The organism is Agrococcus sp. UYP10, assembly GCF_040547205.1.
In the GTDB taxonomy this organism is placed as follows: Bacteria; Actinomycetota; Actinomycetes; order Actinomycetales; family Microbacteriaceae; genus Agrococcus; species Agrococcus jenensis.
Map to the genome: position 1 here is coordinate 559,289 of NZ_JBEPPG010000001.1, position 18,849 is coordinate 578,137.

Genomic DNA, 18,849 nt, shown 5'->3' on the forward strand with positions numbered 1-18,849 from the left:
CGATCAGCGCTTCGAGTACTGCGGCGCCTTGCGAGCCTTCTTGAGACCGGCCTTCTTGCGCTCGATGACGCGAGCGTCGCGCGAGAGGAAGCCGGCCTTCTTGAGCTCGGCGCGGTTGTTCTCGACGTCGATCTCGTTGAGCGCACGCGCGATGCCGAGGCGCAGCGCGCCGGCCTGGCCCGAGGGGCCGCCGCCCGAGATGCGGGCGATCACGTCGTAGCTGCCCGTGAGCTCGAGGAGCGTGAACGGGTCGTTGATGAGCTGCTGGTGCAGCTTGTTCGGGAAGTAGTCCTCGAGCGTGCGGCCGTTCACCGTGAACGAGCCGGAGCCGGGGACGAGGCGCACGCGGGCGATGGCCTGCTTGCGACGACCGACGGCCTGGCCGCCGATGTTGACGACGCGCGGGGCACGAGGGGCCTCGGCTGCCGGCGTCTCGGTCGAGAAGCTCTCGGGAGCCTCGATGGAGTCTGCGATCTTCGCCATGTCTGGTGTCTCCTCGCGCCCTACTGGGCGACCTGGTCGAACGTGTAGGGGGTCGGCTGCTGCGCCGCGTGCGGGTGCGTCGGGCCTGCGTAGACCTTGAGCTTCTTGATCTGGGCGCGGCCGAGCGAGTTCTTCGGCAGCATGCCGCGGATCGCCTTCTCGACGGTGCGGACCGGGAAGCGGTCGAGCATCTCGGCGTAGCCGACGGCCTTGAGGCCGCCCGGGTAGCCCGAGTGGCGGTAGGCCACCTTCTTGGCGAGCTTCTGCCCCGTGAGCGCCACCTTCTCGGCGTTCACGATGATGACGAAGTCGCCCATGTCCATGTGGGGGGCGAACGTCGGCTTGTGCTTGCCGCGGAGCATGGCAGCCGCGTGGCTGGCCAGGCGTCCGAGGACCACGTCGGTGGCGTCGATGACGATCCAGTCGTGCTGGACGTCGCTCGCCTTGGGCGAGTAGGTGCGAGTCATTGGTGCCTCACTGATCGAATGGATGGTCGTGAATCCCACTCCGAGGTGTTCTGCGCCGCGATGCGGCGGAACGATCCGGTGGAGGGCTCATTCGGGCGCGCGCAGGCTGCACGCACCAAGGGTCGAGCCTAGCCGTGCGGACAGCCCCGGGTCAAGCGCGGGCGCGGCGCGACCGGTTCAGCGGTCGATCGACGGATCGTACTGCTCCTCGTCGTCGTGCCAGACGACCTCGACGACCTCCTCGCGGGTCGCGGGCGACTCGAGCGCCTCCCCCTCGATCGGCTCGTCGACCGCGAGGGTCAGGTCGGCGAGCGGGTCGACGTCGGGTGCGGCTGCGGTGAAGCCGTCGGACACGACGGCCCGATCCTCGGCCGCGACGACCGGGAGCGAGCCAGCGGGGCTCGAGCCCGCATCCGGCGCCGGGGCGCTCGGGGTGCTGCTCGACCTTTGGCCGGCGGCCGGCTCGGCGCCCGCCGAGCTCCACGTGCGCGGGTCGGCGGCGTCGGCCACGCGCATGAGCGACTGCACCTCGGCCATGAAGCCCTGCAGCTGCTGCTGCTGCCAGCGCAGCCCCCGCGCGCGGTCCTCGGCGTCGCGCAGCACGTCCTTCGTGTGGCCCGCGACGGCGTCGACGATCGCCTGCGCTCGCTGCCGGGCCTCGTCGAGCATCGACGACGCCCGCGCCTTCGCACTCGCCTCGATCTGCGCGGCCTGCGCCTTCGAGAGCCGCTCGTAGGCCTCCGACTGCTCGGCCACGTGCGTCGCGTGGGCGAGCGCGGAGGCGACCTTCTCGTTCGCGTCGGCCGTGATGCGCTCGGCGTGCGCGACGGCCTGGTTGTGCAGCCGCAGGAACTCCTGCTGCGCGTCGTCCTGCCGACGGCTGAGCGCCGCGTCGAGCTCGACCCGGCGGGCCTTGGCCTCGCGCACGACGCGGTCGGCGTCGAGCTTGAGGTCGTCGGTCTCGCGCGTCGCCTGGGCGCGCAGCGCCGCGGCGGCCCGCTCGGCCTCGCCGAGCAGCACCTGCGCCTCGCGGTCGGCCTGCGACACCTTCTCGCCGAGCGAGCCGAGCTCGCCCTCGAGGCGCGCGCGGTGCGCGGTCTGCTCCGTCTCGCTGCGGCGTCGCACGAGCTCCGCCTCGTGCTGCGCCTCCTGCAGCACGCGCTGGGCCTCCTCCTGCGCGTCCCGGCGGATGCGGTCGCGCTCGGCGTTCGCGTCGTCGAGCACGCGCTGCGCCGACGTGGAGGCGTTCTGCACGAGCGTCGACGCCTGGTCCTCGGCGACGCGCAGGATCTCCGAGAATCGCACGCGGGTCTGGCGGCCGTCCTCGGCATCGCCCTCGGGGGCGTCGTCGTCCCCGTCGCCGTCGAGCGTCTGCACCTGCTGGGCGAGTCGCAGCATGCGCGCCTCTGCCTGGTCGGCGCGCGCGATCGCGGCGTCGAGGTCCTCGGTGAGGTGCTGCACGGTCGCCTCGTTCGCGAGCGCAGCCGCATCGCTCGCGCGCCTGGCGTCCTCGAGCGCCGACCGCAGCTCGGCGAGCGCGCCGTCGACCTGCTCGCGGTCGTAGCCGCGGAAGACCTGATCGAACGCTGCCTGCTGCTCCGACATGACCACTCCCGGCTCCCGGCCGACCCCTCGTCGGCCGCCGCCATCCTAAGCCGCGAGCGGATCCGCTGGCAGGCCGATCTGATACCTGGGAGGATGGAGGGACATGACTCCCCACGGCATCATCTTCGACCTCGACGGCACCCTCACCGACTCCAAGGAGGGCCTGCTCGCGAGCCTGCGGCACATGCACGACGCGGTCGGGTGGCCGCAGCCGAGCGATGAGGAGCTGCTCCGCTGGCTCGGCCCGCCGCTCGTGACCGTGCTCGCCGAGGCCGGCAGGACGCCCGACGAGATCGCCGTCGCGCTCACGGCCTTCCGCGCCCACATGGCCGACGGCGGGCTCGTCGACTCGACGCTCTACCCGGGCGTCGACCGCCTGGTCGCCGACCTCGACGAGTCGGGCCGCCCGCTCGCGGTCGCGACGCACAAGATCCAGCGCGACGCCGAGGCGGTCGTCGAGCACTACGCGCTCCGCCACCGCTTCCGCGGCGTCCACGGGCGCATCGACGGCGAGGCCGGCCACTCGAAGGCGCCGGTCATCGAGCGCGCCATGGCGTCGCTCGGGCTGCCGGCCGACCGCGTGGTCATGGTGGGCGACCGCATCAACGACATCGCCTCCGCGCGCGAGCTCGGCGTGCGGAGCATCGGCGTCGCGTACGGCTACGGCGGCCGCGCCGAGCTGGCCGAGGCCGGGGCCGACCGCATCGTCGAGACGGTCGACGAGCTGCGCGAGGCCCTCGCGGGCTGACCGCGCCTCAGGCGTCGAGGTCTCTCAGGCGTCGAGGTCTGCGGCGCTGCGACGCGCCCGCGCGCGCTCGGCCTGCGCGGCGAGCTCGTCGTCGGCCGGGTAGCCGACCTCGACGAGCGTGAGCCCGCGGGCGGGCATGAGGCCCGTGAGCGATGACCGGCGCCGCTCGTCGAGCAGCGCGACCGCCTGCGCGAGGCCGAGCCTGCCCTCCCCCACGCGCACGCACGCCGCGACGAGCGCGCGCACCATCGAGTGGCAGAAGGCGTCGGCGGTCAGCGATGCCGTGAGCAGCTGCCCCTCGTGCGCCCACGAGAAGGCACGCAGCTCGCGGATGGTCGTGGCGCCCTCGCGCGGCTTGCAGAAGGCCGCGAAGTCGCGCAGCCCGACGAGCTCGGCCGCCGTGCGGCGCATGGCGTCGACGTCGAGCGCCTGCGGCACGTGCGCGGCGGTGCGCCGCTCGAGCGGGTCGGCGGGACCCGCGACGATCCGGTAGCGGTACGAGCGCGACACGGCCGAGAAGCGCGCGTCGAAGCCGGCGGGCGCGACCGACGCCGCCCGCACGACGAGGTCGCCCTCGGGCGCCGCGAGCCTCGAGAGCCGGTGCGCGAGGCGCTGCGGCCGCTCGGCAGCGTCCGCCGCGATGGCGACGGGCACGTCCGCGTGCGCGACCTGCCCGCTCGCGTGGACGCCGGCATCCGTGCGGCCCGCGACCGTCACCCGCACGGGCTCGCGGGCGATCGTCGCGAGCGCCCGCTCGAGCTCTCCCTGGCACGTGCGCAGCCCCGGCTGCGCCGCCCAGCCGGCGAACCCGCTGCCGTCGTAGGCGAGGTCGAGGCGGATGCGCGGCATGCAGCAACCCTATGCACCGAGCATCCGGGGTCGCGCCGCTCGCACAGCGCCCTGGACAGGCCGCGGAGGTCGGCTCGATAGCCTCGCGACATGCCGACACCCCCGCAGCCCATCGAGGACTACGCCGTGATCGGCGACCGCACCACCGCCGCGCTCGTCGGCCGGGACGGCTCCATCGACTGGCTGTGCCTGCCCCACTTCGACTCCCCCGCGTGCTTCGCCGCCATGCTCGGCGAGCGCGAGCACGGCCGCTGGCGGATCGGCCCGACCGGCCCGGCGACGACCACGCGCCGCTACCTGCCCGGCAGCCTCGTGCTCGAGACCACGCACGAGACGGCGACCGGCACGGTGCGCATCACGGATGCGATGCCGACGGGCGACGACCGCGCCGACGTCGTGCGCATCATCGACGGCGTCGACGGCGTCGTCGAGCTCGAGCAGGACCTCGTCGTGCGCTTCGGCTACGGGCGCGTGCCGCCGTGGTTCCGGCGGATGCGCGAGCACGGCGAGGAGGTGCTCGTGGCGATCGCGGGGCCCGACCGGCTCGTGCTGCGCGGCGCGCCGCTGCCGAGGGCGCACCGGCACGCGCACCGCGCGACCTTCGAGGTGCGCGCGGGCGAGCGCTTCGAGCTCGACCTCTGCTGGCAGCACTCGTGGCTGCCGATCGCCGAGCCCGTCGGCGAGGCGGAGGTCGTGCGCACGACGATCGCCGAGTCGTCCGACTGGCTCGCGAGCCTCGACTACGAGGGCCCCTACCTCGAAGCGGTGCAGACGAGCGTGCTCGTGCTGCGCGCCCTCACCGACGACGCGACCGGCGGCATCCTGGCCGCCCCGACCACGTCGCTGCCCGAGTCGCCCGGCGGCGAGCGCAACTGGGACTACCGCTTCACCTGGCTGCGCGACGCATCGCTCTCGGTCGACGCGATGCTCGCCGTCAGCCTCGACGAGCGCGTGGGGCTGTGGCGCGACTGGCTGCTGCGCGCGATCGCCGGCGACCCGGCCGACATGCGCATCATGTACCGCCGCGACGGCGGGCGGGAGCTGCCGGAGCTCGAGCTCGACCACCTCCCCGGCTACGGCGGCGCGAGGCCCGTCCGGATCGGCAACGGCGCCGCCGAGCAGCGCCAGCACGACGTGCTCGGGCAGGTGATGCTGACGCTCGAGCGCCTGCGCGACATCGGGCTCGCCGACACCCTCGACGCCTGGCACCTGCAGCGGGCGCTGCTCGACGAGCTCGCGACGCACTGGGAGCAGCCCGACCACGGCCTGTGGGAGATGCGCGGCGAGCCGCAGCGGTTCACGCACTCGCGCGCCATGATGTGGGCTGCCTTCGACTGCGGGGTGCGCGCGGTCGAGAGCGGCTGCGACGGCGACCCGACGCGCTGGATCGAGCTGCGGGACCTGCTGCGCGACGAGGTGTTGACCCTCGGCTTCGACACCGCCACCGGCTCGTTCCGCCAGCACTACGACACGAGCGAGGTCGACGCGTCGCTGCTGCAGCTGCCGACGATCGGCATCGTCGACGCGCGGGACCCGCGCTTCCTCGGCACGATCGCGCGCATCGAGCGGGAGCTGCTCGTCGACGGGCTGCCGCTGCGGTACCGCACGACGGGCGTCGACGGCCTCGCCGGGGACGAGCATCCGTTCGTGCTGTGCGCCTTCTGGCTCGTCATCGCCTACGCGCAGTGCGGCCGGCTCGACGACGCGCGCGCGCTCATGGAGCGACTCATCGCGCTCCGCAACGACGTGGGGCTGCTCGCCGAGGAGATCGACCCCGCCACCGGCCACCACTGGGGCAACTTCCCGCAGGCCTTCTCGCACCTGGGGCTCGTGCTCGCGGCGGCGGAGATCGCGAAGGCCGAGCGGCGCGCCGGCTGATCGCGCCGCGCACGACGAAGGGCCCCGCTCGCGCGGGGCCCTTCGTCGTGGGGTGGACCTACTTGGTCTCGTCCTTGGCCGGCTCAGCCTCGACGGCCTCGTCGCCCGCCTCGGGCGCCTCGGTGGTCGCGACGTCAGCCGCAGCGGCGTCGGCCTCGGCTGCCTCGGTCGGGTCGACCACGGCCTCCTCGACCGGAGCCTCGTCGACCTTGGCCTCCTCGGCCTGCTGGTCGGCGGCTGCCGACGTCGCGGCGGCGGATGCCTTCGACTTCGAGACCTTCTTCTGCACCGGCTCGAGCACGAGCTCGATCTGCGCCATCGGGGCGTTGTCGCCCTTGCGGAAGCCGAGCTTCGTGATGCGGGTGTAGCCGCCCTCGCGCTCGGCGACGAGCGGCGCGATCTCGGTGAAGAGCTCGTGCACGACGCCCTTGTCGCCGATCACGCCGAGCACGCGACGACGCGCGTGCAGGTCGCCGCGCTTGGCGAACGTGATGAGGCGCTCAGCGATCGGGCGGAGGCGCTTGGCCTTCGTCTCGGTCGTCTTGATCGACTTGTGCGTGAAGAGCGCGGCCGCGAGGTTCGCGAGCAGCAGGCGCTCGTGCGCAGGACCGCCTCCGAGGCGGGGACCCTTGGTGGGCTTGGGCATGGTTCGTTTCCCTCTAGTTCTTCAGTCGGCCCGCGTTCAGCGAGCGTCCTCGTCGTAACCGCTGTAGAAGTGCGCGCCGTCGAAGCCGGGCACCGCGTCCTTGAGGGACAGGCCGAGCTCGACGAGCTTGTCCTTGACCTCGTCGACCGACTTCTGGCCGAAGTTGCGGATGTTCATGAGCTGCGTCTCGCTCAGCGCCACGAGCTCGGACACCGTGTTGATGCCCTCGCGCTTGAGGCAGTTGTACGAGCGGACCGACAGGTCGAGCTCCTCGATCGGCGTGGCGAGCTCGCCGGAGCCGATGGCCTCGGCCGGCGCCTGGCCGATCTCGATGCCCTCCGCCTCGGCGTTCAGGTCGCGCGTCAGGCCGAACAGCTCGACGAGCGTGCGACCGGCCGACGCGATGGCGTCGCGCGGCGTGATCGCCGGCTTCGCCTCGACGTCGACGACGAGCGAGTCGAAGTCGGTGCGCTCACCGGCACGCGTCGCGTCGACGCGGTAGGTGACCTTGAGCACGGGCGAGTAGATCGAGTCGATCGGGATGACCCCGGCCTCGGCGAACTCGTCGCGGTTCTGCGCAGCCGAGACGTAGCCGCGGCCGCGCTCGATCGTGAGCTCGAGCTGCAGCTTCGCCGAGTCGTTCAGCGTCGCGAGCACGAGCTCGGGGTTGTGGATCTCGACACCGGCCGGAGCGGTGATGTCGGCGGCCGTCACCGTGCCCGCGCCCTGGCGCGAGAGGTAGGCGACCACGGGCTCGTCGTGCTCCGACGAGACCACGAGCTGCTTGATGTTGAGGATCATCTCGGTGACGTCCTCCTTCACACCGGCGATCGTCGAGAACTCGTGCAGGACGCCATCGAGACGGATGCTCGTGACGGCTGCGCCGGGGATCGACGACAGGAGGGTGCGGCGGAGGGAGTTGCCGAGGGTGTAGCCGAAGCCTGGCTCGAGCGGCTCGATCGTGAACCGCGAGCGGTGCTCGGCGATGATCTCCTCGGTGACAGTGGGGCGCTGGGCGATCAGCACGTGTCGGTTCCTTTCGGTCGCGAGTCCGCTATATGACTCGCGTGTTCAGTGACGGCGGAATGCCGGGCGGGCGTGGACCGCCCGCCCGGCAGGAGCGACTTAGTTGCGGCGGGGCTTCGGCGGGCGAACGCCGTTGTGCGCCTGCGGCGTCACGTCGTGGATCGCACCGATCTCCAGGCCGGCGGCCTGGAGCGAGCGGATCGCCGTCTCACGGCCGGAGCCTGCGCCCTTGACGAAGACGTCGACCTTCTTCATGCCGTGGTCCTGCGCCTGGCGGGCAGCCGACTCGGCTGCCAGCTGGGCGGCGTAGGGCGTCGACTTGCGCGAGCCCTTCATGCCGACCGCACCGCCCGATGCCTGCGTGATGACGGCGCCGGTGGTGTCGGTGATCGACACGATCGTGTTGTTGAACGTCGACTTGATGTGGGCCTGGCCCACGGCGATGTTCTTCTTGTCCTTGCGACGCGGCTTGCGGACCGCGGACTTGGGAGCTGCCATTGTTCTCTACCTCTTCCCCGCGGCCTAGCGGCCGGCCTTCTTCTTGCCGGCGACCGTCTGCTTCTTGCCCTTGCGGGTGCGCGCGTTGGTCTTGGTGCGCTGGCCGTGCACGGGGAGACCGCGACGGTGGCGGATGCCCTGGTACGAGCCGATCTCGACCTTGCGGCGGATGTCCGCGGCGACCTCGCGACGGAGGTCGCCCTCCACCTTGAACGTGCCCTCGATGTGGTCGCGGAGCACGACGAGCTGGTCGTCCGTGAGGTCCTTGACGCGCGTGTTGCGATCGATGCCGGTGGCCTCGAGCGTTGCGATCGACCGGGTGCGGCCGACGCCGAAGATGTACGTCAGTGCGATCTCCACGCGCTTGTCGCGCGGGATGTCGACACCTGCGATGCGTGCCATCGTGTGTCTCCTTCAGGAGTGGTTGAGAGGTGTGGAGCAGCGGAGGTGCCTGGGCCTCTCCCCAAGGTGTCGCCCTCGTGAGAGAGCTCTTACCGCTGCTGGGTGCAACCCCATCCCGCTGGGATGAGGTTCGTATTGAGTTGTGCCTGCGCTGCCGTGGACAGCCGGCTTTCGTGACGCGCGCGCCTTGGGCGCGTGCTCCTCGACCTCAGATGCCGTCGCGCGCGACGCGACTGCGTCGCTCCGCGCGCTGCGGCATCAACCCTGCCGCTGCTTGTGGCGGGGGTTCTCGCAGATGACCATCACGCGACCGTGCCGGCGGATGACCTTGCACTTGTCGCAGATGGGCTTGACGCTGGGGTTGACCTTCATGTGTGCTTTCCTCGCTGGCCTCGTGCTCGCGCGAGTGCGCGAGCCGTTCCTTGTCCAGCAGCCAGTGGTTACTTGTAGCGGTAGACGATGCGACCGCGACTGAGGTCGTATGGGCTCAGCTCCACGATCACTCGGTCTTCCTGCAGGATGCGGATGTAGTTCTGCCGCATCTTGCCGGAGATGTGTGCGAGCACCACGTGCCCGTTCGAGAGCTCGACGCGGAACATCGCGTTCGGGAGCGCTTCGATCACCGAGCCTTCGATCTCGATGACGCCGTCTTTCTTGGCCATAGCCTCTTCTGTAACGTTTGGTTGCCGGTCATGCGAGTGCCGCGCACAGAGGGCGCGCGACACCAACGGTCAACTCTACGCGGGGTGCGGTTCGCAATGCAAGCCGGGCGTGTCGCTCACCGGTGCACGACGATCGAGCCCCACAGCATCGCCCGGTCGCGACGCGCGCGCTTCGCCGCCTCGTCGTCCATCGTGGTCGCGAACGACCGCGCGATGACGGGTCCGCCCGGGGCGACCGCACGCACGGCGGCCTTCCGCAGGTCGCGCACCCAGCGCTCATCCGCCCCGTCGACCACGTTCGAGAGCGAGACCGCGTCGTAGCGGCCGAGCTGCGAGCGCTCGAGGTGGTCGAGGAGCGGCTCGTCGATCCACTCGATCGCCGCCGGGTCGACGGCGGGCAGCCGGTGCCCTGGCAGGTCCTCCCCCAGCAGCAGCCGCCAGGCGTACGGGTTGCCGCTCGGCGGGTGCTTGCGGAGCGCGCGAGCGATGCGGCCGCGGATGGCCTCCTCGAAGTGCGGCGGGATGGGCGTCGAGAAGTCGCGCAGGATGAGCGCCGAGAGCGCGCCGGCGGGCCCGAGCATCGTGCGCAGGATCGATGACAGCGTGCGGTTGTCGAGCCGTGCCTTCCACTCCGCGGCGGCGCGGAGCGGGTCGTCCTCCTGCAGGAACTGCCGCACCCGCCGGCGGCTCCACGCCGGGCTCGCCGCGCGCACCATGCCGCGCCCGACGTCGAACAGCCGCTCCGCCGCCCCGGGCTCGAACGGCCCGCCCTCGACTCGCCGGCGGGCGTAGTCGAGCTGCTCGCGGTTCGCGCCGAGCGCGGACACCCGGTGACCGGCGGCGGCGAGCGCCGCGGCGAGCTCGCCCGCCCCGGCGGTGACCAGCACGCGGCTCGCCGGCGCGAGCTCGTCGAGCTCGATCCGCGGATCGCTCCAGTCCCAGCCGTGCAGCAGCCGCTGGCGCGGGTTGGCGCTCGAGCGGCCCTTGCGCCGCGAGCCCCGGGTCAGCACCGCCGGCTCCGCGTCAGCACGGCGCTCCGCGCGCCGCCACCCGCTCGACCCACCGCATCCGCCATGCTCCGATCCTGCCGCACCGGGATGGACGGACGCTCAGCCCTTCGCGGCCTGCACCACGCCGACGAGCTGCGCCTGCAGCGGCCCGCCGTCGATGCCGCTCACCTCGGCGACGAACGCCGCCGGGTCGAGCTCGGCGAGCAGCCGCTGCAGCTCGGCCGCCTGCTCGTCGCTCTCGGCGTCGAAGCGCAGCGCGCTCGCGTAGGCGGCGACGAGGGCGTCCGCCGACTCGCCGCGCTCGGCGAGCTCGGCGGCCGGCTGCACGAAGCGCTCGTGCCGCGACAGCTTGCGCAGCGGCTGGCGGCCGATCCGCTCGCACGTGTCGGGCAGCGCGGGGTTCTCGAAGCGCGCGATCGCGCGAGCCACGTAGGCTGCGTGCTCGTCGGGGTCGAAGCCGAACTTCGCCACGAGCAGCCGCGACGTGTCGGCGAGCGAGGCCTCGACCGCTGCGCGGATCTCGGGCGACTGCAGCGCCTCGGCGATCGTCTCGATGCCGGCCGCGTAGCCGGCGTACGCGGTCGTGGCGTGGCCCGTGTTCACCGTGAACAGCTTGCGCTCGATGAAGGGCGCGAGGTCGTCGACGAAGTGGGCGTCCGGGATCGTCGGTGCCGTGCCGCCGAACGGCCCTCGATCGATCGACCACTCGAAGAAGTCCTCGACCACGACGTCGAGGCCGTGCGGGTCCTGCGGTGGGATGATGCGGTCGACGGCCGTGTTGGCGAACACCGCTCGGTCGGCCAGCTCGGGGGCGCCGTCGAGCACGAGCTCGCGCAGCGTGTCGGAGGCGCCGATCGCGTTCTCGCACGCCATCACCGTCACCGGGTCCCCGTCGCGGAGCGCGAGCCCGGCGCGGATCACCGGGGCGATGAAGCGCAGCACCGTCGGGCCGACGGCGCACGTGACGACGTCGGCCTCCGCGACCGCGCGGGCCGCCGCATCCGGGTCGGCCGACGAGTCGATGCCCGTGAACCCCGTGACCGTGTGGATCCGGGCCTCCGGCCCCACCTCGCGCACCTGGTACGCATCGGCCTGCTGCAGCATGCCGATGAGCTCGGGGTTGACGTCGACGAAGGTCACGTCGTACCCGGCGCGGTGCAGGATCAGCCCGACGAAGCCGCGGCCGATGTTGCCGGCGCCGAAGTGGACGGCCCGCATCACTCGTTGACGTCGCCGAGCAGCTCGAGGATCGCCGCCGCGTCGGGGGCGGCCTCGAGCTTGGCGACCTCGTCCTCGTCGGCGAAGACGATGGCGATCTTCGACAGGATCTCGAGGTGCCCGCCGTCCTTGCCGGCGATGCCGACCACGAACTTCACCGGGTTGCCGTCCCAGTCGAGCGGCTCGTCGTAGCGCGCGACCGAGAGCGCCGAATCGAGGATCGCGCCCTTCGACTCGTTCGTGCCGTGCGGGATGGCGAGCAGGTTGCCCATGTACGTCGACACGCTCGCCTCCCGCTCCCGCATGGCGTCGGCGTAGTCGGTCGTGACGGCGCCCGCGGCGACGAGCATGTCGGCGGCCTCCTGGATCGCCTCGTCCTTCGTGGCGGCCTTCGGGGTGGTCGTGATCTGCTCGATCGAGAGGACGGGCATGGGGCTCCTTCTGCTACTGCGCGTTGGACTCGTCGACGAGGCGGACGACCTCGTCGTACTTCGGGCTGTTCATGAAGTTCTCGACCGAGACGTGCATGGCGTCGGGCGTGCGCTGCCGCGCGCGGTCGGTGAGGTCGCGGTGCGTGACGATCAGGTCGGCCGTCGACGCGTCGAGGTTGGCGATCGCGATGTTCGTGACCTCGACCCCCTCGATGCCCGCCTTCTTGATCTTGTTGCGCAGCACGCTCGCGCCCATCGCGCTCGAGCCCATGCCGGCGTCGCACGCGAAGACGATCTTCCGGATCGGCTCTGCAGCGACGGAGGTGCCGCCTGCTGCACCGGCCGGCGCCGTGGCGCCCGGCGCTCCCGATGCGGCGGTCAGGTTCGACAGGTGCGCCGACTCCTTGCCCTTGTTCGCCGTCGTCTGCGCGACCGCGGCACCGAGCGCGTCGTCGCCCGCCGCCTCGCGCTCGAGGTCGCGCTTGCGACCCGCGCGCAGGATGACGGCCGCCACGGCGAACGTCACCGCGGTCGCGATGACGACGGAGAGCAGCACGCCCACGAGGTTGCCGCCGCCGACGAGGCCGGCCTGGACTGCCACGGCGAAGATGCTGCCAGGGGCCGCGGGACCGGCGAGGCCCGTGTTCAGCAGCATGTTCGTCGCGACGCCGGAGGCGCCGCCGAGCACGAGCGCGAGGATGAGCGTCGGCTTCATGAGGGCGTACGGGAAGTAGACCTCGTGGATGCCGCCGAGGAACTGGATGATCGCCGCGCCCGGAGCGGTGGCGCGCGCGGCGCCGACGCCGAAGACGGAGAACGCGAGCAGCAGGCCGAGGCCCGGGCCGGGGTTCGCCTCGAGCAGGAACAGGATCGAGCTGCCGTCGTTCGCCACCTCGGTGGTGCCGAGCGGGGTGAGCACGCCGTGGTTGATCGCGTTGTTGAGGAAGAAGACCTTCGCCGGCTCGATGAGGATCGAGGCGAGCGGCAGCAGGCCGGTCTCGACGAGCCAGCCGACGGCGCCGCCGACGACCGACATGATCCAGTTGACGATCGGGGCGACGATGTAGAAGCCGACGAGCCCCATGAGGAAGGCGACGATGCCCGCCGAGAACATGTTGACGAGCATCTCGAAGCCGGCCTTGACCCTGCCGTCCCAGAGCTTGTCGAGCTGCTTCATGACCCATGCCGACAGCGGGCCGAGGATCATCGCGCCGATGAACATGTGGACGTAGCCGAGGCCGCCCTCGCCCTCGGCGTTGATCCGGTCGATGAGCAGGTCGGAGCCGGCGATCGCGCCCATGACGGCGAACGCGCCGACGACGGCGCCGCGCGTCTCGTAGACCATCCGGCCGCCGGTGCCGGCGATGAGGATGGGGAGCAGGTAGTGGATCGTCGGGCCGACGATCGTGGCGAGCCCCTCGTTCGGGAACGGGCCGACGGGGATGAAGAGCGCGGTGAGGATGCCCCACGCGATGAGCGCCGGGATGTTCGGCATGATCATGCCGGAGAGGAAGGTGCCGAACTTCTGGACGGCGACGCGAGCGCCGCCCGTCTGAGCCGGTGCTGCGGTGGTGGTCATGGTCGACTCCGTGCTGGTGCCAGTGCCTGGGTCAGGCGTCGTGATCGGTGGAGAGGAGCTGCTCGAGCTCGTCGAGCTTCGCCTCGTCGTCGGAGGCGATCGTCACCTCGTCGCCCTTCGAGACGCCGAGCGAGATGACCGACAGGATGCTGGCGGCGTTGACCTGCTTGTCGCCCTTCGTGACGGTGACGGGGCTGGACGCCTTCGCCGCAGCCTGCGCGAACAGGGATGCGGGGCGGGCGTGGAGCCCGTGCGCGGACTCGACGGTGACGGTGCGCTCGGCCATGGTGCTCCTTCGCGGTCGGGCCTGGGCGGCCCGAGATCGCTGTCACGCTACCACCGGTGCTCGGGCGCCGGGGGACGCGTGTGCGGCGCTCCGGCGCGACGTCCCCGGGCGGGTCAGCGCGGCTGCGCGCCACGGGCTCGCAGCCACGCCGCGAGCGCCGCGGCGGCAGTCCATCCGAGCACGCTCGCGAGCAGCAGCGGGAGCTGCGCCGGTGACGGCCCGTCGAGCACGACCCCCTCGCCGACCGGCACCTCGGCGAGCGATCGCAGCGCGATCCCGGGCAGCAGCCACCACCTGGCGTCGGCGACCGGGGTGATCGCGAGCAGCCCGGCGAGCGCCGGCTCGGCCACGAGCGGCAGGCCTGCCCCGATGCCGAGGGTCGCGAGCGGCGACCGCGTCGCGTGCGCGAGGCACACCAGCCACACCGACCAGACGGCGATGGCGCCGAGGTGCGCCGCGGCGGCCACGGGCAGCGCCCGGAGCGCCGACGCATCGACGAGCGCGGCACCGACCGCGGCGGACGCGATCGCGACCGCGCCGAGCCCGACGCCGACGCCCACGGCCGGCACCGCGCCCGCCGCGAGCCTGCGCCCGACGTGGGGCACCGCGAGCGCCGCGTGCATCCACGAGCCGTCGCTGTATGGGCCCGCGACGGCGAGGGCGGCGAGCACGGCGACCGCGACGGCCGCCGCCGAGCCGCGGGAGACGACGACCGTGCTCGCCTCGATGGCGGCGGCGTCGAAGGGCAGCACGAGCGCGGCCATGGCGAGCCCGCCGACGCACGATCCGGCGGCAGCCAGCACGACGGCCCACCCCAGTCGCCGTCCGCGCATCGCCGCGAGCTCGGCGGCCGCGAGGGTCCGGAAGCGCGGCCGCGTCACGGCGCAGCCCCGACGGCCGCGGCGAAGGCGTCGCTCAGCGACGTGCGTCGGGGTGCGAGCTCGGTCAGCAGCACGCCGAGGCGCGCCGCGACGCGGGCGATCGCGGGCGCATCCAGCTCGCGCACCGCGAGCGCGTCGCCGCTGCGGCGGTGCACGACGGCGCCCGCCGCCTGCAGCGCCCTCGCGAGCCGAGGCTGGTCGAGCGAGCGCACGAGCACGACCGGCGCAGCGTGCGCGCGCAGGAACGCCTCGGTCGGGCCCTCGAAGCGCACGGCTCCGGCGTGGAGGCAGACGAGCCGGTCGAGCAGCGGCTCCGCCTCGTCGAGCGCGTGCGCCGACAGCAGCACCGCGCCCCCGGCGTCGGCGTGCGCCCGCAGCCGCGCCGAGAGCCATCGGCGGCCGCCGGGGTCGAGCCCGTCGAACGGCTCGTCGAGCACGAGCACGCGCGGCTCGGCCAGCAGCGCTCCGGCGATCGCGAGCCGGCGGCGCTGACCGAGCGACAGCGTGCGGATGCGTCCGTCGACGCCCGAGAGCCCGACCTCGGCGAGCGCCCGACGTGCTGCGCCGCGGTCGAGGCCGGCGCGGAGGGCGAGCGCGTCGAGGTGCTGCGCGGCGGTCTGGCCCGGTGCGGCGCCGAGCACGTCCGGGCAGCAGCCGAGCATCGCCGCCGGTGCCTCGAGGTCGGCGTAGGCCATCCCTGCCACCCTCGCGATCCCGCCGCCGGCCTCGAGCCCGACGATGCGGCGCAGCGTCGTGGTCTTGCCCGCGCCGTTGACCCCGACGAAGCCCGTCACCGCGCCCCACGGCACGGTGAACGCGACGCCGTCGAGCACCGTCCGCCCGCCGAACGCCGCCGTGAGCCCCGCGACCTCGATGGCCGCCCTCACGGCGAGGTCCGTGCCCGCCGCGAGAGGTCGAGCGCGCACCCGCCCCACTCGCGCCGCCCGTGGTCGACCACGAGCACGAGCCGCTCCAGCGCCCACGCATCGATGCGCCGGCGGAGCGCCTCCTCGGCGGCCTCGTCGACGCCGAGCAGCGGCTCGTCGAGCAGCAGCACCGGCGCGGCGCCCAGCGTGGTGAGCCGCACCCAGGCGCGGCGCGCCTCGCCGGTCGAGAGCGCGTCGGCCCGATCGTCGAGCCGGTCGGCGAGGCCCTCATCGGCGAGCGCGCCGAGCGCCTCGAGGGCGGGCACGGCTGCGGCTCGGGCGAAGAGCGCCGCGTGCCGCCGGAGCGCCACGTGGCCGAGGAGCGCGATCTCGGTGCGGCACACGCGCCGCAGGTCGCGCGCCGCGCGCGCGTCGGCGCGCACCCCGCAGATCCGGACGTCGCCGACGGCCGGGGCGATGCCGCCCGCGAGCAGCTCGATGAGCGTGCTCTTGCCGGCGCCGTTGGCGCCGCGCACCCGCACGAGGCCCGGCCCCGAGAGCGAGAGGTCCGGCACGGGCACGGCGTGCCGGCCGCGACGCACGGCGCCGACGCCGCGGACCTCGATCGCGATCATGTGAGCCTGCGCGCGAGCACGGCGGCGCCGAGCGCCGCGATGGCGATCGGGGTCGCGACGAGCCATGCCGTCGCGGCGCCGGAGAGCAGCGCGCACGTCGTCGGTGCCGCCGCGAGCGCGAAGACGACGCTCCGCGCGAGCACCGCCGTCGGGTCGGGCGCGAGCACGAGCACGACGAGGACGGCACCCGCGATCGCCGCCGCGCCGAGGCCCGCGCGCAGTCCCGCGTCCGTCCCGGCGAGCGCCCCGGCCGCGCTCCCCACGACGAGCCCGACGGCCGCCGCCGCCGATGCCCCCGCCGCGGCGGCTCGGGCGACGAGCCCGACCGCTGCTGCACTGCAGTCGACGAGCGTCGCCTGGAGCCGGAGCCATGGTCGGGCGTCGACGACGAGGCCGTCGCCCGCGATCCAGCTGGCGGCGGCGATGGCCGCGGCCCCGACGGCGACGTCTGGCGGCGCGGCCTGGAGCACGGATGGCAGGGCCGGCCACGGCGCGACCCGCACGACCGGCAGCGCGACCGCGAGCGTCCCCACGGCCGCGAGCCGACGCGCCGCGAGCGTGCGCAGCGTCGTGCCGGCGGCGCCGACCGTGAGCCGCGCACCGGCGCGCAGCGCCGGCAGCACCGCGGCGAGCGCGCCGACGACGACCGCGGCGCCGACGGCGAGCGCTGCGGCCGGTGCGCCGCGAACCGCCAGCACGGTGGCCGCGGCCGCCCCGAGCACGGAGGTCGGGACGACCGCAGGGACGCCCACCGCGAGCGCGCCCATCCGAGCGAGCGGTGCGCCGCCGAGGTCGAGCGCGCACAGCAGCGGCGCGCAGCGCGCGAGCGCCACCGCGAGCGACGGCGGTGCGCCGAGCACGACGCGCCCGACCGGCGCGACGAGCGCGGCGAGGACGATCGCGGCGGCGACGGGTCCGCTCCCCCACGCCGCCCGCGCGAGCTCCGTCGCGACCGCGAGCGCCATGACGAACGCCGTCGCGATGCCGACGCCTGCGCCGGCGAGCGGCCACCGCAGCGATCGCACCGCCTCGGGCGGCAGCCGGAGGGGCAGCATCGCCGTCGCCAGCACGCCGGCCGTCGGGGCGAGGTCCGCGCGCAGCCCTCGAGGCGCGTGCCGGACGCGCGCCCCGCTCGTCATCCGCGGTCCCGCGGCTCGGAGCCCAGCAGGTGGTAGGCACCGGTCGCAGCACCCGCGACCACGACGGCCCACCCCAGCGCGGTCGCGAGCGCGGATGCGCCCAGCCCGATCGTGACGGCGGCGACGAGGCCGAGGCACAGCGAGGCGATGCCCGCGAGCGGGAAGCGCAGCCGGCCGTCGAGCAGCGCCGGCACGGTCGCGACGATCGCGAGCACCGAGAGCGCGAGCGCGAGCGGCGACGCGAGGTGCGCGCGACCGGCGGGGAGCTCGGCGGCGGCGAGCAGCGCCACGAGCGCGGCCGAGCCGAGCAGCGACACCGCCGCGAGCGTCCGGACGCCGACGGCGCCGAGCGGCACCCGGACCGCGAGCAGCGGCAGTCGGAACGAGCGCGTCATCCGAGGCACAGCAGCACCGCCGTCGCACCGGTCGCCGTGAGCGACCTGGCGTAGGACGCGAGCGACGAGCGCGCGTCCCGGAACGCCACGGGCACGAGCGCCGCGACCGCCGCGGCGCAGAGCCACACGGGCCAGGAGCGCTCGACGGCGGCGACACCCTCGGCCAGCGCGGCGACCTGCAGCCCGAGGACGATCGCGGCGAAGGCTGCGCCGCCCACGCCGAGCCTCGCACGGCCGCGGCGCGTGCGGAGCGCACGCGGGCCGAGCGCACGCTCCAGCAGCGCGGCGAGCAGCGCGCCGAGCCCGAGCAGGAGCAGGTGGATCGCGACCGCCGCGCCCGCCCCGACGGCGGTCGCCGCACCCGCGAGCTGCGGGTCGCCGAGCGCCTCTGCCTGCTCGGTGACCGCGGCCTCGGCGACGGCGAGGAACGCCGGCATCCGCAGGCACAGCAGGGCCGCGGCAGCGGCGATGACGACGGCCCACATCCCGGGCGAGGTGCCCGCCTCGCTGCCGGCTCGCACGCCGGTCATGCCCGATGGGTGGATCATGGTGCTCCTCTCGATCAGCGGGCGTGCCCGGCGATGACGACGGCTTCGATGCACGCGCCGATCACGACGAGCACCGCGGCGAGGAGGGTCAGCGCGAGGCTCGTCGGCAGCGCGCTCCCGTAGGCGGCGGAGAACCGCGTCCTGCTCCCTCGAGCGGCCGTCGCGATGACCGCGTGGACGGTGGGCAGCACGCCCGCGCCGGCGGCCAGCACCACCGCGGTGAGCTCGAACGCGATGTACGGGCCGACGCGCGCGAGCGCCTCCACCGGGCCGAGCGCCGCGAGCACCGCGGCGCCCGACAGGCCGAGCCCGGTGCCGAGCACGACGCCGGCGACGACGGTGAGCGTGCCGAGCGTGGGCGCTCCGGCCGCCAGGAGCGCGATCGCGCCCAGGTTCCGCACCGCGATCGCGCCGACGTCCCGGTCGCCCGCGAGCACCGCGGTGTCGAGGTCGCCGGCGGCCAGCGCCGCGGCGTTGCGCGCCGCGAGCGCACCGGCGGGGGCAGCGGTCGCGGCGACGACCGCGCCGAGCGCGAGCGATGCGAGGGCGACCGACACCCCCGCCGACCGGGGCGTCGCGAGGGTGCCGGCGGGCATC

At 73.9% G+C, this 18,849-nt stretch carries 24 protein-coding genes; 2 read left to right on the plus strand and 22 right to left on the minus strand.

Annotation, left to right across the window (positions count from 1 at the left end):
* Nucleotides 1-3 precede the first annotated feature (3 nt).
* From rpsI to ABIB37_RS02715, 3 genes are all read right to left on the minus strand, one after another.
* Nucleotides 4-483 carry a 30S ribosomal protein S9 gene (rpsI, locus tag ABIB37_RS02705; RefSeq protein WP_354256411.1) on the minus strand — a complete coding sequence of 160 codons (480 nt, stop codon included), beginning with the start codon at nucleotides 481-483 and terminating at the stop codon, nucleotides 4-6.
* A 20-nt stretch (nucleotides 484-503) separates the two neighbouring features.
* Entirely contained in the window at nucleotides 504-950 is a 447-nt protein-coding gene (rplM, locus tag ABIB37_RS02710; RefSeq protein ID WP_354256414.1) for a 50S ribosomal protein L13, read from the minus strand.
* A gap of 177 nt (nucleotides 951-1,127) precedes the next feature.
* Nucleotides 1,128-2,555 carry a DivIVA domain-containing protein gene (locus ABIB37_RS02715; RefSeq protein WP_354256417.1) on the minus strand — a complete coding sequence of 476 codons (1,428 nt, stop codon included), beginning with the start codon at nucleotides 2,553-2,555 and terminating at the stop codon, nucleotides 1,128-1,130.
* A 103-nt stretch (nucleotides 2,556-2,658) separates the two neighbouring features.
* Here ABIB37_RS02715 and ABIB37_RS02720 point away from each other — a divergent pair, with 103 nt between their 5' ends.
* Nucleotides 2,659-3,303 (plus strand): HAD hydrolase-like protein, encoded by a 645-nt coding sequence (locus ABIB37_RS02720; RefSeq protein ID WP_354256420.1) that lies wholly within the window; start codon nucleotides 2,659-2,661, stop codon nucleotides 3,301-3,303.
* 24 nt (nucleotides 3,304-3,327) lie between these two features.
* Here ABIB37_RS02720 and truA read toward each other — a convergent pair whose 3' ends face one another.
* Nucleotides 3,328-4,152: a tRNA pseudouridine(38-40) synthase TruA gene (gene truA / locus ABIB37_RS02725; protein ID WP_354256423.1), complete on the minus strand. Its 825-nt coding sequence runs from the start codon at nucleotides 4,150-4,152 to the stop codon at nucleotides 3,328-3,330.
* Between the two features lie 90 nt (nucleotides 4,153-4,242).
* Here truA and ABIB37_RS02730 point away from each other — a divergent pair, with 90 nt between their 5' ends.
* Nucleotides 4,243-6,030, plus strand: a complete 1,788-nt coding sequence (locus ABIB37_RS02730; protein WP_354256426.1) for a glycoside hydrolase family 15 protein — start codon at nucleotides 4,243-4,245, stop codon at nucleotides 6,028-6,030.
* A 58-nt stretch (nucleotides 6,031-6,088) separates the two neighbouring features.
* Here the strand turns inward: ABIB37_RS02730 and rplQ are convergent, their stop codons facing one another.
* The 18 genes from rplQ to ABIB37_RS02820 all read right to left on the minus strand — a co-directional run bounded on the left by rplQ (nucleotide 6,089) and on the right by ABIB37_RS02820 (nucleotide 18,848).
* Complete coding sequence (gene rplQ / locus ABIB37_RS02735; RefSeq protein ID WP_123697082.1) at nucleotides 6,089-6,676, minus strand: 50S ribosomal protein L17; 588 nt, start codon at nucleotides 6,674-6,676, stop codon at nucleotides 6,089-6,091.
* Nucleotides 6,677-6,712: 36 nt separating this feature from the next.
* On the minus strand, nucleotides 6,713-7,702 hold the full coding sequence (locus ABIB37_RS02740; RefSeq protein WP_123697081.1) for a DNA-directed RNA polymerase subunit alpha: 990 nt from the start codon (nucleotides 7,700-7,702) through the stop codon (nucleotides 6,713-6,715).
* 99 nt (nucleotides 7,703-7,801) lie between these two features.
* Nucleotides 7,802-8,200 (minus strand): 30S ribosomal protein S11, encoded by a 399-nt coding sequence (rpsK, locus tag ABIB37_RS02745; protein WP_123697080.1) that lies wholly within the window; start codon nucleotides 8,198-8,200, stop codon nucleotides 7,802-7,804.
* A gap of 24 nt (nucleotides 8,201-8,224) precedes the next feature.
* Nucleotides 8,225-8,602, minus strand: coding sequence for a 30S ribosomal protein S13 (gene rpsM, locus ABIB37_RS02750; RefSeq protein WP_123697079.1), 378 nt, complete (start codon nucleotides 8,600-8,602; stop codon nucleotides 8,225-8,227).
* A 258-nt stretch (nucleotides 8,603-8,860) separates the two neighbouring features.
* A complete protein-coding gene (gene rpmJ, locus ABIB37_RS02755) occupies nucleotides 8,861-8,974 on the minus strand; it encodes a 50S ribosomal protein L36 (protein ID WP_004008316.1) in 114 nt (37 codons plus the stop codon).
* Between the two features lie 68 nt (nucleotides 8,975-9,042).
* On the minus strand, nucleotides 9,043-9,264 hold the full coding sequence (gene infA, locus ABIB37_RS02760; RefSeq protein WP_123697078.1) for a translation initiation factor IF-1: 222 nt from the start codon (nucleotides 9,262-9,264) through the stop codon (nucleotides 9,043-9,045).
* Nucleotides 9,265-9,380: 116 nt separating this feature from the next.
* A complete protein-coding gene (locus tag ABIB37_RS02765) occupies nucleotides 9,381-10,274 on the minus strand; it encodes a hypothetical protein (RefSeq protein WP_354256435.1) in 894 nt (297 codons plus the stop codon).
* Between the two features lie 99 nt (nucleotides 10,275-10,373).
* A complete protein-coding gene (locus ABIB37_RS02770; protein ID WP_354256438.1) occupies nucleotides 10,374-11,492 on the minus strand; it encodes a mannitol-1-phosphate 5-dehydrogenase in 1,119 nt (372 codons plus the stop codon).
* Nucleotides 11,492-11,923 (minus strand): PTS mannitol transporter subunit IIA, encoded by a 432-nt coding sequence (locus tag ABIB37_RS02775; protein ID WP_123697075.1) that lies wholly within the window; start codon nucleotides 11,921-11,923, stop codon nucleotides 11,492-11,494. The genes ABIB37_RS02770 and ABIB37_RS02775 overlap by 1 nt, the downstream gene beginning before the upstream one ends.
* A 13-nt stretch (nucleotides 11,924-11,936) precedes the next feature.
* On the minus strand, nucleotides 11,937-13,502 hold the full coding sequence (locus ABIB37_RS02780; RefSeq protein WP_354256441.1) for a PTS mannitol transporter subunit IIBC: 1,566 nt from the start codon (nucleotides 13,500-13,502) through the stop codon (nucleotides 11,937-11,939).
* Between the two features lie 31 nt (nucleotides 13,503-13,533).
* Entirely contained in the window at nucleotides 13,534-13,788 is a 255-nt protein-coding gene (locus ABIB37_RS02785) for an HPr family phosphocarrier protein (RefSeq protein ID WP_354256444.1), read from the minus strand.
* Between the two features lie 113 nt (nucleotides 13,789-13,901).
* Nucleotides 13,902-14,669: a hypothetical protein gene (locus ABIB37_RS02790; RefSeq protein ID WP_354256447.1), complete on the minus strand. Its 768-nt coding sequence runs from the start codon at nucleotides 14,667-14,669 to the stop codon at nucleotides 13,902-13,904.
* A complete protein-coding gene (locus ABIB37_RS02795) occupies nucleotides 14,666-15,556 on the minus strand; it encodes an ABC transporter ATP-binding protein (protein WP_354256450.1) in 891 nt (296 codons plus the stop codon). The genes ABIB37_RS02790 and ABIB37_RS02795 overlap by 4 nt, the downstream gene beginning before the upstream one ends.
* Entirely contained in the window at nucleotides 15,553-16,170 is a 618-nt protein-coding gene (locus ABIB37_RS02800) for an ABC transporter ATP-binding protein (protein WP_354256453.1), read from the minus strand. Before ABIB37_RS02800 ends, ABIB37_RS02795 begins: the two co-directional genes overlap by 4 nt.
* Nucleotides 16,167-17,309: a hypothetical protein gene (locus ABIB37_RS02805; RefSeq protein ID WP_354256455.1), complete on the minus strand. Its 1,143-nt coding sequence runs from the start codon at nucleotides 17,307-17,309 to the stop codon at nucleotides 16,167-16,169. Before ABIB37_RS02805 ends, ABIB37_RS02800 begins: the two co-directional genes overlap by 4 nt.
* Entirely contained in the window at nucleotides 17,306-17,704 is a 399-nt protein-coding gene (locus tag ABIB37_RS02810; protein ID WP_354256458.1) for a hypothetical protein, read from the minus strand. The genes ABIB37_RS02805 and ABIB37_RS02810 overlap by 4 nt, the downstream gene beginning before the upstream one ends.
* Nucleotides 17,701-18,252 (minus strand): hypothetical protein, encoded by a 552-nt coding sequence (locus ABIB37_RS02815; protein ID WP_354256461.1) that lies wholly within the window; start codon nucleotides 18,250-18,252, stop codon nucleotides 17,701-17,703. The genes ABIB37_RS02810 and ABIB37_RS02815 overlap by 4 nt, the downstream gene beginning before the upstream one ends.
* A 14-nt stretch (nucleotides 18,253-18,266) precedes the next feature.
* Complete coding sequence (locus ABIB37_RS02820; protein ID WP_354256463.1) at nucleotides 18,267-18,848, minus strand: stage II sporulation protein M; 582 nt, start codon at nucleotides 18,846-18,848, stop codon at nucleotides 18,267-18,269.
* Between the last annotated feature and the right edge of the window lies 1 nt (nucleotide 18,849).

Coding starts and splice junctions, on each gene's coding strand:
- ABIB37_RS02805 (WP_354256455.1), bottom strand. CDS start 17,309: ATGACGAGCGGGGCGCGCGTCCGGCACGCGCCTCGAGGGCTGCGCGCG.
- infA (WP_123697078.1), bottom strand. CDS start 9,264: ATGGCCAAGAAAGACGGCGTCATCGAGATCGAAGGCTCGGTGATCGAA.
- rplM (WP_354256414.1), bottom strand. CDS start 950: ATGACTCGCACCTACTCGCCCAAGGCGAGCGACGTCCAGCACGACTGG.
- ABIB37_RS02810 (WP_354256458.1), bottom strand. CDS start 17,704: ATGACGCGCTCGTTCCGACTGCCGCTGCTCGCGGTCCGGGTGCCGCTC.
- rpsI (WP_354256411.1), bottom strand. CDS start 483: ATGGCGAAGATCGCAGACTCCATCGAGGCTCCCGAGAGCTTCTCGACC.
- ABIB37_RS02730 (WP_354256426.1), top strand. CDS start 4,243: ATGCCGACACCCCCGCAGCCCATCGAGGACTACGCCGTGATCGGCGAC.
- ABIB37_RS02715 (WP_354256417.1), bottom strand. CDS start 2,555: ATGTCGGAGCAGCAGGCAGCGTTCGATCAGGTCTTCCGCGGCTACGAC.
- rpmJ (WP_004008316.1), bottom strand. CDS start 8,974: ATGAAGGTCAACCCCAGCGTCAAGCCCATCTGCGACAAGTGCAAGGTC.
- truA (WP_354256423.1), bottom strand. CDS start 4,152: ATGCCGCGCATCCGCCTCGACCTCGCCTACGACGGCAGCGGGTTCGCC.
- ABIB37_RS02815 (WP_354256461.1), bottom strand. CDS start 18,252: ATGATCCACCCATCGGGCATGACCGGCGTGCGAGCCGGCAGCGAGGCG.
- rpsK (WP_123697080.1), bottom strand. CDS start 8,200: ATGGCAGCTCCCAAGTCCGCGGTCCGCAAGCCGCGTCGCAAGGACAAG.
- ABIB37_RS02775 (WP_123697075.1), bottom strand. CDS start 11,923: ATGCCCGTCCTCTCGATCGAGCAGATCACGACCACCCCGAAGGCCGCC.
- ABIB37_RS02720 (WP_354256420.1), top strand. CDS start 2,659: ATGACTCCCCACGGCATCATCTTCGACCTCGACGGCACCCTCACCGAC.
- ABIB37_RS02780 (WP_354256441.1), bottom strand. CDS start 13,502: ATGACCACCACCGCAGCACCGGCTCAGACGGGCGGCGCTCGCGTCGCC.
- rplQ (WP_123697082.1), bottom strand. CDS start 6,676: ATGCCCAAGCCCACCAAGGGTCCCCGCCTCGGAGGCGGTCCTGCGCAC.
- ABIB37_RS02820 (WP_354256463.1), bottom strand. CDS start 18,848: ATGCCCGCCGGCACCCTCGCGACGCCCCGGTCGGCGGGGGTGTCGGTC.
- ABIB37_RS02770 (WP_354256438.1), bottom strand. CDS start 11,492: ATGCGGGCCGTCCACTTCGGCGCCGGCAACATCGGCCGCGGCTTCGTC.
- ABIB37_RS02785 (WP_354256444.1), bottom strand. CDS start 13,788: ATGGCCGAGCGCACCGTCACCGTCGAGTCCGCGCACGGGCTCCACGCC.
- ABIB37_RS02800 (WP_354256453.1), bottom strand. CDS start 16,170: ATGATCGCGATCGAGGTCCGCGGCGTCGGCGCCGTGCGTCGCGGCCGG.
- rpsM (WP_123697079.1), bottom strand. CDS start 8,602: ATGGCACGCATCGCAGGTGTCGACATCCCGCGCGACAAGCGCGTGGAG.